This window comes from Pseudoflavonifractor sp. HCP28S3_F10 (assembly GCF_052065415.1).
Classification (GTDB): domain Bacteria; phylum Bacillota; class Clostridia; order Oscillospirales; family Oscillospiraceae; genus Pseudoflavonifractor_A.
Window position 1 is genome coordinate 128759 of record NZ_JBQHUB010000004.1, and the last position, 10741, is coordinate 139499.

The window sequence follows — 10741 nt, forward strand, 5'->3', positions numbered from 1 at the left end:
GGACGAGAAAAAGGGCCTGAAAGAAGATATAATAGCCGCTTTGCGGCTATTATATCACAACAGAAAATACTCTGAAAGCCTGTTTTCGGTCAATCTTTCTCTTGCGGGGCGGGGCTGGGACTGCTATAATGCTTCTAATAAGACAATTTAAATCACTAAACTGCGGATCCGCGCCCTGCTCCGGCGAACAGATAAGCCGCAGTATGGCGGTTTAAACTGCCGGCCGCGCCGTCTGGGCACAGGCGGCGGCGGAAATCAACCAAAACAGGCAGGAGGTCATCTCTTATGAACCAATTCCCCATTCAGCGTGCCGCTGAGCTGAAAGAAAAGCCCGATCCCAAGTCGCTGGGCTTTGGCAAGATCTTCACCGACCACATGTTCGTGATGAACTACAATGCCGGCCAGGGCTGGCATGACGGACGCATCGTCCCCTACGGCCCCCTGAGCCTGGATCCCTCCACCATGGTGTTCCACTATGCCCAGGAGGTCTTTGAGGGCATGAAGGCCTACCGCCGTCCCGACGGCGGCGTGCAGCTCTTCCGGCCCATGGACAACGTGCGCCGGATGAACGACTCCTGTGAGCGCCTGTGCATCCCCGCCCTGCCCGAGGACGTGGCTCTGGACGCCATCAAAGCCCTGGTGGACGTGGAGCGGGACTGGGTGCCCAGCGAGCCCGGCACCTCCCTGTACATCCGTCCCTTCATCATCGCCACCGACCCCGCTCTGGGCGTCCACGCCTCCCACAGCTATCTGTTCTGCATCATCTGCAGCCCGGTGGGCGCTTATTATAAGGAGGGCATCAACCCCGTCCGCATCTACGTGGAGAACGACGACGTCCGCGCCGTCCGGGGCGGTACCGGCTACACCAAGTGCGGCGGCAACTACGCCGCCTCCATCCGCGCCGGCGAGCGGGCCGAGGAGCAGGGCTATGCCCAGGTCCTGTGGCTGGACGGCGTGGAGCGCAAGTACATCGAGGAAGTGGGCTCCATGAACGTCATGTTCAAGGTGGACGGCACCGTCATCACCCCCAAGCTCACCGGCTCCGTGCTGCCCGGCATCACCCGCCGCTCCTGCCTGGAGCTGCTGCGCTCCTGGGGCATGCCTGTGGAGGAGCGTCTCATCACCGCGCAGGAGCTCTTTGACGCTGCCAAGGCCGGCAAGCTGGAGGAGGCCTGGGGCACCGGCACCGCCGCCGTGGTCTCTCCCGTGGGCGAGATGGGCTGGAACGACGAGCATGCCGTGGTCAACAACGGCCAGATCGGCGCCGTTACCCAGAAGCTCTACGACACCCTCACCGGTATCCAGTGGGGTACTCTGGAGGATCCCTACGGCTGGACCGTCAAGGTGTAAGAAAACCTGCCGCATATGGAAAACGGCCGCCCGAAGGGGCGGCCGTTTTTTGGCGTTGGACGGCTGGGGGCAGCTCACCGGCAGATCAGTTCCCCCAGCAGGGGCTCGAACTGGACGCCCATCAGGGGGGGCGTGCCCAGCTCCAGAGTGGCGGCGGCGGAGCGCCGGACAAAGGAGACCGCCAGTTCCATGCTGTCGGGAAGCGGCTGCCCGCGGAGCAGGGCCCCCAGCAGCACGCTGGCGAAGAGGTCTCCGGTGCCGGGGAAGCGGCAGGGCTCTTCATGCGTCTGGGAGAAGGAGAAGCGGCCGGTGTCCCGGTCGAAGCAGCCCGCCCCCACCTGGCCCGGCGCCAGGCTGACGCCGGTGATGACCACCGAGCGCCGCCCGTCCATGGAGAGCAGCGCCAGCCATTCCCGCATGCCCGCCTCATCCCGGGGAACGGAGGAATAGGGGCGGCGGAGCAGAATGGCGGCCTCGGTGAGGTTGGGGGTGATCACATCGGCTTCTTCCGCCAGGGCCTCCATGCGGGCGCACAGCTCCGGGGTGTAGCTGCTGTAGGGCGTTCCGTGGTCCCCCATCACCGGGTCCACCAGCACCAGCGTGCCCGGGCGGCGAAAGCGGGCGATAAAGTCCCGGATCACGCCGATCTGCCGGGCGGAGCCCAGAAAACCGCTGTAAATGGCGTCGAAGGAGGCGCCCAGCTCGGTCCAGTGGGCCATGCAGTCCTCCATCTGTTCCGTCAGGTCCAGAAAGACCGCCCGGTCCGAGTGGGGAAAGCCGGTGTGGGCCGAGAGATAGGCGGTGAGCATGGTCTCGCACCGGCTGCCCATGGCGGACAGGACGGGCAGAACGATGGAAGCGGAGCAGCGGCCGAAGCCGGACAGGTCGTGGATGGCGGCCACCTCGGGGGCGCGTCTCATATGGGGATCCCTCCTTCGGGAAGTATCAGAAAACAGCCGGAAACAGAAAAGCCGGCACGGACCATTATAGCGGCTGGCCGCCAAAGTTTCAATTGACAATTCACAAAAGGTCTGCTACAATAATCGAGCATGACCGATGCGCGGGTATGGTGGAATTGGCAGACACGCCAGATTTAGGTTCTGGTGGGCGACCGTGCAGGTTCGAGTCCTGTTACCCGCACCAAAAGGGCCGGCAGGACCCTATATGCGCCTCTGTAGCTCAGTTGGTAGAGCAGGGGACTGAAAATCCCCGTGTCGCTGGTTCGATTCCGGCCGGAGGCACCAAGTCGGAGCAAGCTTTAGATGGCTTGCTCCGACTTTTTTTCAGGACTCAGAGTGCGCTCATGCCGCTGTTCCTTCTTTTCAAACCGTACCCACTTTGTTGGGCTTTGGTTTGGCTGCGGGCGTTGGCTGACCGCAGAATGGGACTATTTTCCATATTTTCAAAATCACAGTACACTATTTTGAGGCCCTTCGCTGCCGGCGGCGAAGGGCTTCGCCGGGTTTGCAGCCCGAAGCGGAACGGCAGGCAGACAGCAGGACGGAAAAGAACGGAACATACTATTGCAAATCCGGCGAGAAATGTTAAGATTAAGAAGGCATTAAGATATACGCCGGGATGCGTTTTCTATGATTTCACGGTCCCGCGGCGGGTACGCGGCGGGCAAAGGCGGGACAAATATGCAGATCATCATCGTTGGATGCGGAAAAGTGGGCAAGACCCTGGCAGAGCGGCTCAGCGCCGAGGGCCATAATCTGGTGGTCGTGGACCTGTCGGCCCAGAAGGTGGCTTCAGTGACCGACTCGCTGGACGTGATGGGCATCGTGGGCAACGGCGCCAGTGTCAATGTGCTGATGGACGCGGACATCGGCAACACCGACCTGCTCATCGCGGTGACGGCGTCGGACGAGCTCAACCTGCTCTGCTGCCTCATCGCCAAAAAGGCGTCGGGCGGGTGCCAGACCATCGCCCGGGTCCGCAACCCTCTGTACAACCGGGAAATCGGCTTCATCAAGGAGCAGCTGGGCATCTCCATGGTCATCAATCCGGAACTGGCAGCGGCCACCGAGATCGCCCGGCTGCTGCGTTTCCCCTCGGCCATCAAGATCGATACCTTTGCCAAGGGCCGGGCCGAGCTGCTCAAATTCAAGCTGCGGCCGGAGTTCAAGCTGGACGGCTATTCCGTGATGAAGCTGGTCAGCGAGCTGCGCAGCGACGTGCTGGTGTGCGCCGTGGAGCGGGGGGACGAGGTCTTTATCCCCAACGGCAGCTTCGTCCTGCGGGACGGGGACGGCGTGTCCATCATGGCCACCCCTCAGGAAGCGGCCTCCTTCTTCCGGAAGGTGGGGCTGGAGACCCACCAGGTCCGCAACACCCTCATCGTGGGCGGCGGCACCATCTCGGTCTATCTGGCACGCCAGCTGCTGGAGATGGGCATCGACGTACATATCATCGAGCTCAAGCCCGAGCGGTGCGAGCTCCTCTGCCGGGAGCTGCCCGGGGCCACCATCCTCAACGGCGACGGCACCGACCAGCAGTTCCTGCTGGACGAGGGCCTTGCCAATGCGGAATCCTTTGTGGCCGTGACCAATCTGGACGAGGAGAACCTGCTGCTGGGCCTGTTTGCCAAGAAGCACTCCAAAGCCAAGCTGGTGGCCAAGGTCAACCGGATCTCCTTTGACGACGTGATCGACAGCCTGGACCTGGGCAGCGTCATCTACCCCAAATATCTCACCGCGGATTATATCGCCCAGTATGTCCGGGCCACCCAGAACTCCATCGGCAGCAACGTGGAGACCCTGTACAAGATCCTGGACAACCGGGCGGAGGCCCTGGAGTTCTATGTCCGGGCCGAGTCCGAGGTCACCGAGACCCCCCTCAGCGAGCTGGACCTGAAGCCCAATCTGCTCATCTGCTGTATCCACCGGCAGGGGAAGGTCATCTTCCCCCGGGGCCAGAACCGCATCAGGGTGGGAGATTCGGTCATCATCGTGACCACCTGCAAGGGGTTCCACGATATCCGGGACATCCTGCGCTGACGGATGGCGCCGCAAACGATACTAAAATCTGTTAAAAAGCGTGAAACGCTTTTGATAGCGCGAAGCGCGTCAGATTTTTATGAGACGCCGTGACGCACGGCATGTGCGGCACCAGTGTGCGCAGCACACGGAATTTCAAATAAAGCATTTTATTTGAAATTAGTATGAAACGACCGGGAGGGCGGATAAGGCTATGAACGGCTCCGCGATCACCTTTATTATTGGCTGGATCCTGAATATTGAGGCGGCGCTCATGCTGCCGTCCTGCGCGGTGGCCCTGCTCTACAGGGAGCGCTGCGGCTGGGCTTTTGCGGTCACCATGGCGCTGTGCCTGGCCATCGGCGTGCCCCGTGTGATGATGGGCATGAAGCGGAAGGTGTTCCACGCCCGGGAGAGCCTGGTCACCGTGTCCCTGAGTTGGGTGATGATCAGCGTGATGGGGGCGCTGCCCTTCGTCCTCAGCGGCACGATCCCCAGTTTTGTGGACGCCCTGTTTGAGACGGTATCGGGCTTTACCACCACCGGCGCCTCCATCCTGCCGGCGGTGGAAGGCCTGCCCCGGTGCATGCTGTTCTGGCGCAGCTTTACCCACTGGATCGGCGGCATGGGCGTACTGGTGTTCCTGCTGTCCATTCTGCCCCTCACCGGCGGTTACCACATGAATCTGATGAAGGCGGAGAGCCCCGGCCCCTCGGTGAGCAAGCTGGTGCCCAAGGTGCAGTCCACCGCCAAGATCCTCTACGGCATCTATATCGTTCTCACCCTGCTGGAGATCGTGCTCCTGCTGCTGGGAGGCATGCCGCTCTTTGACGCGCTGACCACCGCCTTCGGCACGGCGGGCACCGGCGGCTTCGGCGTCCGAAATGACAGCATCGCCGGCTATTCTCCCTATCTCCAATATGTGATCACCGTCTTTATGATCCTGTTCGGGATCAATTTCAACGTGTATTTCCTGATCCTGATCCGGCGGGCGGGCCAGCTCATCCATTCGGAGGAGCTCTGGACCTATCTGGGCATCATCGGCGGCAGCATTCTGGCCATTACCATCAATATCCGCAGTATGTACGGTACGCTGGAGGAGACCTTCCGCCACGCCGCCTTCCAGGTGGGATCCATCATTACCACCACCGGCTTTGCCACCACCGACTTTGACCAGTGGCCCCAGTTTTCCCGGACCATCCTGGTGCTGCTGATGTTCATCGGCGCCTGCGCCGGCAGCACCGGAGGCGGCATCAAGGTCTCCCGCCTCCTCATCCTGATGAAGACCGTGCGGCGGGAATTCCACTGCTACCTCCGGCCCCGGGAGACCCGCTGCCTCCGGCTGGAGGGCCACCCGCTGGAGAACGAGGTGGTCCGCTCGGTGAATGTGTTCCTCATCACCTATGTGGTCCTCTTCTCCCTGTCGGTGCTGCTGGTGAGCCTGGATGAGTATGACCTGGTCACCAACTTCACGGCGGTGGCCGCCACCCTCAACAACATCGGACCGGGCCTGAACCTGGTAGGACCCACGCAGAACTTCAGCCTCTTTTCACCGGCGGTCAAGCTGCTGCTCACCTTCGACATGCTGGCCGGCCGGCTGGAGCTCTTCCCCGTGCTGCTGCTCTTCTTCCACCGGACCTGGAAGCGGTTTTAACAGGACAAAACGACAGATCCCCGCCGCGAACGCGGCGGGGATCTGTCGTGAGAGAGGAATCTATGCGAAAGAAAAGAAAACAGCGGAGTTAAACATAGAAGAGCAGGTCCCGGTAGGTGGGGAAGGGCCAGCAGTCCTGTCCCACCAGCAGTTCCAGTTCATCGGCCAGGGCCCGGGCGGCGCCCATGGCGGGGACGATGCGCTCCGCGCAGTAGTGGGCGCACTCGGCGGCCTCCACGGGGGCGGCGGCCACCGCGGCGCTCAGGGCGTCCTGGCTCTGGATCAGCAGGGCGGTCTTTTCAGTGATGGTACGGACCAGCCCGGCCTCTACGCCGGCCTCAATGCCGATGGAACGCTTGACGGCCACACCGTCGGCCACCTGGCGGGAATAGGCCATGCAGGCGGGGGTGATCTGCTTGCGGAGGATGTCCAGAGTGGCCCTGGCCTCGATGAGGATGGTCTTGCCGTACTCCTCCATGCAGATCTCCTTGCGGGAGCGGATCTCCTCCGGAGTATAGATGCCCAGAGAGGTGAAGAGGGCCACATTCTTCTCATCGTCAAAATGATCCACGGCCTCGGGGGTGGTGCGCAGGTTCATCAGGCCCCGGCGCTCCGCCTCTTCGGGCCAGTCGGCGCCGTAGCCGTTTCCGTTGAAGAGGATGCGGCGGTGGGCGGCCAGCTCCCGGCGGATGAGGGTGGGGAGGGCGGCGTCAAAGTCGGCGGCGCCCTCCAGCTCGTCGGCGAAGGACTTCAGCGCCTGGGCCACGGCGGTGTTGAGCATCACGTTGGTGCAGGCGATGTTGAAGGAGGAGCCGGGCATCCGGAACTCGAACTTGTTGCCGGTGAAGGCAAAGGGAGAGGTCCGGTTGCGGTCGGAGTTGTCCAGGGGGATGGGGGGCAGGGCGGTAACGCCGATGTCCATGGCCCGGCGCTTCTCGCCGCCGTGGGCGGCGCCCGAGATCAGGGTGTCCACCACGTCGGCCAGCTCGTCGCCGATGTACATGGAGACGATGGCGGGAGGGGCCTCATTGGCGCCCAGCCGGTGGTCGTTTCCCGCACTGGCCACCGAGATGCGCAGCAGGTCCTGGTACTCGTCCACCGCCTTGATGACGGCGGTGAGGAAGAGCAGGAACTGGGCATTCTCCATGGGAGTCTTGCCGGGCTCCAGCAGGTTTTCCCCGGCGTCGGTGGCCAGGGACCAGTTGTTATGCTTGCCCGAGCCGTTGACGCCCTCGAAGGGCTTCTCATGGAGCAGGCACACGAAGCCGTGGCGGTCAGCCACCTTCTTCATGACCTCCATGGCCAGCTGGTTCTGGTCGGTGGCAAGGTTGGCGGTGGTGAAGAGGGGGGCCATCTCGTGCTGGCAGGGGGCCACCTCGTTGTGCTCGGTCTTGGAGCAGATGCCCAGCTTCCACAGTTCGTCATCCAGGTCGGCCATGAAGGCCTTGACCCGGGGCCGGATGGAGCCGAAGTAGTGGTCCTCCATCTCCTGCCCCTTGGGGGAGGGGGCGCCGAACAGGGTGCGTCCGGTGAGGATCAGGTCGGGCCGCCGGGCATAGTCGGCCTTGTTGATGAGAAAGTACTCCTGCTCGGGGCCCACCGTGGAGGTGACCCGGCACACGTCCTTGCCAAAGAGCTTCAGCACCCGGACGGCCTCCCGGCTGACCACGTCCATGGAGCGCAGCAGAGGGGTCTTTTTGTCCAGAATCTCGCCGCGGTAGGAGCAAAAGGCGGTGGGGATGCACAGGGTGTCATCCTTGATAAATGCATAGGAAGTGGGATCCCAGGCGGTGTAGCCCCGGGCCTCGAAGGTGGCCCGTAGGCCGCCGGAGGGGAAAGAGGAGGCGTCAGGCTCGCCCTTGATGAGCTCCTTGCCCGAGAAGTCCATGATCACACTGCCGCCGCCGCAGGGAGAGATGAAGGAGTCGTGCTTCTCGGCGGTAACGCCGGTCATGGGCTGGAACCAGTGGGTGAAGTGGGTAGCCCCCTTGCTGACCGCCCAGTCCTTCATGGCGGCGGCCACCACATTGGCAACTGCGGGATCCAGGGCACAGCCCTCATTGATGGTGCGGCGGAGGGAACGGTATACGTCCTTGGGGAGGCGCTCCCGCATGACGGAATCGTTGAATACCATGCTGCCAAACAGCTCCGGGACCTTGCTCATAAAAAACACTCCTATTCCGGCTGAGATGGGCGGATGGAACGCCCCCATACGCAAAAAAGGCGCTGCGGCCTTTCCGGCCACAGCGCCCTTGCTGTCGATGGGGCCATTATAGGCGGGACGGGGAAAAATGTCAAGGAAATTTGCAACTTAGTTTTCTAAACTTGCACGTCTTGTGAAAAACGGACAAAAAACGCGTCCCAAAGGGACACTCGCTTTGTGAGCGGCAGTAAACCGGCCGTTTTCCAAAAAAAGCCTTGAAATAAAAGAAAAATGGTGCTATAATTCCGCCCATGAACAAAGGCGTTCACAGAAGCGCCGCCTTTCCCCAAAAGAAGGGCGGCACTCCTGTGGACGCCATTTTTGCAGTTTAGAAGGAGTGGTCATGCATGTTGAGAGAGGGACAGGTGCGTATCCCGTCGGGCTGCGCCATTTCCGGCATTTTCTCCCGGAGCGGGGAGCCCATCCCGGGCGGAACCATCGTCAGGTCCATCGCCGTGATGCACGACCGTTCCAACGGCCTGGGCGGCGGCTTTGCCGGTTACGGGATCTATCCGGAGTATAAGGATTACTACGCGCTCCATGTTTTTTATGACTCCACAGCGGCCAAGCAGGAGTGTGAGGCCTTTCTGGACCGGCACTTCGATACCATCCAGCTCTCCAAGATCCCTACCCGCAAAAGCGCGGCCATCGTGGACGAGCCCCTGATCTGGCGCTATTTCGTCACTCCCCTGCCCCACAAACTCGCGGACAGCCAGCTCTCTGAGCGGGAGTTTGTGGCCCGGTGCGTCATCAAGGTGAACAGCCGCATCGACGGGGCCTACATCTTCTCCTCCGGCAAGAACATGGGCGTGTTCAAGGCGGTGGGATATCCCGAGGATGTGGGCGAGTTCTACCGCCTGGACGACTACGCCGGCTACTGCTGGACGGCCCACGGCCGCTATCCCACCAACACCCCCGGCTGGTGGGGCGGGGCGCACCCCTTCGCCCTGCTGGACTATTCGGTGGTCCACAACGGCGAGATCTCCAGTTACGACGCCAACCGGCGCTATATCGAGATGTTCGGCTACCGCTGCACCCTCCAGACCGACACCGAGGTCATCACCTATATTCTGGACTACCTGGTGCGCAAGAAGGGCTTTACCATGGAGGAGGCAGCCCACATCATGGCCGCCCCCTTCTGGGACACCATCTCCCGGATGCCGGAAGAAGAGAAGAAATACATGACCTACCTGCGAAACGCCTTTGCAAGCCTTCTCATCACCGGGCCCTTCTCCATCCTGGTGGGCTACGAGGGGGGCCTGATGGCACTCAACGACCGGCTGAAGCTGCGCTCCATGGTGGTGGGAGAGAAGGACGACACCGTCTACATCGCCTCTGAGGAGTCGGCCATCCGCATCATCGCGCCCGAGCTGGACCGGATCTGGTCCCCCAAGGGCGGCGAGCCGGTCATCGTTACCCTTAACGAGAAAGGAGGCGCGCAGTAATGGCCATCAATTTCCTCTACCCGGAGCATGAGGTGGTCCGCAACCAGGACCGCTGCATCACCTGCCGGGCCTGCGAGCGCCAGTGCGCCAACGAAGTCCACAAATACGATCCGGACCTGGGCGTTATGGTCAGCGACGAGTCCAAATGCGTCAACTGCCACCGCTGTGTTTCCCTCTGCCCCACCCGGGCGCTGAAGATCGTCAAGAGCGATCATACCTTTAGGGAGAACGGCAACTGGACGGGCAAGGCCATTCAGGAGGTCTACCGCCAGGCGGCCTCCGGCGGCGTGCTTCTCTCCTCCATGGGCAACCCGGAGCCCTACCCCATCTACTGGGATAAGCTGCTCATCAACGCCTCCCAGGTCACCAACCCCTCCATCGACCCCCTGCGGGAGCCCATGGAGACCCGGACTTTCCTGGGCAAGAAGCCCACCGCCATTCGGCGGGACAAGGACGGTAAGCTCATCAGCAACATGACTCCCCAGCTGGAGCTGAGCGTGCCCATCATGTTCTCGGCCATGAGCTACGGCTCCATCTCCTACAACGCCCATGAGAGCCTGGCCCGGGCGGCCCGGGCGCTGGGCACCTACTACAATACCGGTGAGGGCGGCCTTCATGAGGACTTTTACCAGTATGGCCCCAACACCATCGTCCAGGTGGCCTCCGGCCGGTTCGGCGTTCACAAGGAATTTCTGGAGGCGGGCGCCGCCATCGAGATCAAGATGGGACAGGGCGCCAAGCCGGGCATCGGCGGCCACCTGCCCGGGCAGAAGGTGGGACCCGACATCTCCCGTACCCGTATGATCCCCGAGGGGTCGGACGCCATCTCCCCCGCCCCGCACCACGACATCTATTCCATCGAGGACCTGCGCCAGCTGGTCTACTCCCTGAAGGAGGCCACCGAGTATAAAAAGCCGGTCATCGTGAAGATCGCCGCCGTCCACAACGTGGCGGCCATCGCCTCGGGCGTGGCCCGCTCCGGCGCAGACATCATTGCCATCGACGGCTTCCGGGGGGGCGCCGGCGGGCCCCCCCCCCCCCCCCGCGCGCCCCACCGCCCCCCAAACGACCTGTCCCTGGCGGCCGCCGCGCCCCACGAGGCGGACGAGCG

Annotated in this window: 7 protein-coding genes and 2 tRNA genes; 7 read left to right on the forward strand and 2 right to left on the reverse strand. The window is 62.4% G+C overall.

The window, feature by feature from the left end; all coding sequences use genetic code 11:
- Window positions 1–285 precede the first annotated feature (285 nt).
- Complete coding sequence (locus ACTNBZ_RS03570; protein ID WP_441208329.1) at window positions 286–1350, forward strand: branched-chain amino acid aminotransferase; 1065 nt, start codon at window positions 286–288, stop codon at window positions 1348–1350.
- A 74-nt stretch (window positions 1351–1424) separates the two neighbouring features.
- Here ACTNBZ_RS03570 and ACTNBZ_RS03575 read toward each other — a convergent pair whose 3' ends face one another.
- On the reverse strand, window positions 1425–2270 hold the full coding sequence (locus ACTNBZ_RS03575) for a pyridoxamine kinase (protein WP_441208330.1): 846 nt from the start codon (window positions 2268–2270) through the stop codon (window positions 1425–1427).
- Between the two features lie 140 nt (window positions 2271–2410).
- Between ACTNBZ_RS03575 and ACTNBZ_RS03580 the strand changes: the two genes are divergently transcribed.
- The 4 genes from ACTNBZ_RS03580 to ACTNBZ_RS03595 all read left to right on the forward strand — a co-directional run bounded on the left by ACTNBZ_RS03580 (window position 2411) and on the right by ACTNBZ_RS03595 (window position 5982).
- Window positions 2411–2493, forward strand: a tRNA-Leu gene (locus ACTNBZ_RS03580).
- A 25-nt stretch (window positions 2494–2518) separates the two neighbouring features.
- A tRNA-Phe gene (locus tag ACTNBZ_RS03585) sits at window positions 2519–2594 on the forward strand.
- A gap of 396 nt (window positions 2595–2990) precedes the next feature.
- A complete protein-coding gene (gene trkA / locus ACTNBZ_RS03590; protein WP_441208331.1) occupies window positions 2991–4349 on the forward strand; it encodes a Trk system potassium transporter TrkA in 1359 nt (452 codons plus the stop codon).
- A 193-nt stretch (window positions 4350–4542) separates the two neighbouring features.
- A complete protein-coding gene (locus ACTNBZ_RS03595; RefSeq protein WP_441208332.1) occupies window positions 4543–5982 on the forward strand; it encodes a TrkH family potassium uptake protein in 1440 nt (479 codons plus the stop codon).
- An 88-nt stretch (window positions 5983–6070) separates the two neighbouring features.
- Here the strand turns inward: ACTNBZ_RS03595 and ACTNBZ_RS03600 are convergent, their stop codons facing one another.
- Window positions 6071–8146, reverse strand: a complete 2076-nt coding sequence (locus ACTNBZ_RS03600) for a glutamine synthetase III family protein (RefSeq protein WP_441208333.1) — start codon at window positions 8144–8146, stop codon at window positions 6071–6073.
- Window positions 8147–8532: 386 nt separating this feature from the next.
- Between ACTNBZ_RS03600 and ACTNBZ_RS03605 the strand changes: the two genes are divergently transcribed.
- Complete coding sequence (locus ACTNBZ_RS03605; protein ID WP_441208334.1) at window positions 8533–9630, forward strand: class II glutamine amidotransferase; 1098 nt, start codon at window positions 8533–8535, stop codon at window positions 9628–9630.
- On the forward strand, window positions 9630–10741 hold a 1112-nt coding region (locus ACTNBZ_RS03610; RefSeq protein ID WP_441208335.1), incomplete at its 3' end, for a glutamate synthase-related protein. The genes ACTNBZ_RS03605 and ACTNBZ_RS03610, both read left to right, overlap by 1 nt.

Bases quoted from the DNA above. Each gene is read 5' to 3' on its own strand.
- trkA (WP_441208331.1), top strand. From the start codon at position 2,991: ATGCAGATCATCATCGTTGGATGCGGAAAAGTGGGCAAGACCCTGGCA.
- ACTNBZ_RS03600 (WP_441208333.1), bottom strand. From the start codon at position 8,146: ATGAGCAAGGTCCCGGAGCTGTTTGGCAGCATGGTATTCAACGATTCC.
- ACTNBZ_RS03575 (WP_441208330.1), bottom strand. From the start codon at position 2,270: ATGAGACGCGCCCCCGAGGTGGCCGCCATCCACGACCTGTCCGGCTTC.
- ACTNBZ_RS03570 (WP_441208329.1), top strand. From the start codon at position 286: ATGAACCAATTCCCCATTCAGCGTGCCGCTGAGCTGAAAGAAAAGCCC.
- ACTNBZ_RS03595 (WP_441208332.1), top strand. From the start codon at position 4,543: ATGAACGGCTCCGCGATCACCTTTATTATTGGCTGGATCCTGAATATT.
- ACTNBZ_RS03605 (WP_441208334.1), top strand. From the start codon at position 8,533: ATGTTGAGAGAGGGACAGGTGCGTATCCCGTCGGGCTGCGCCATTTCC.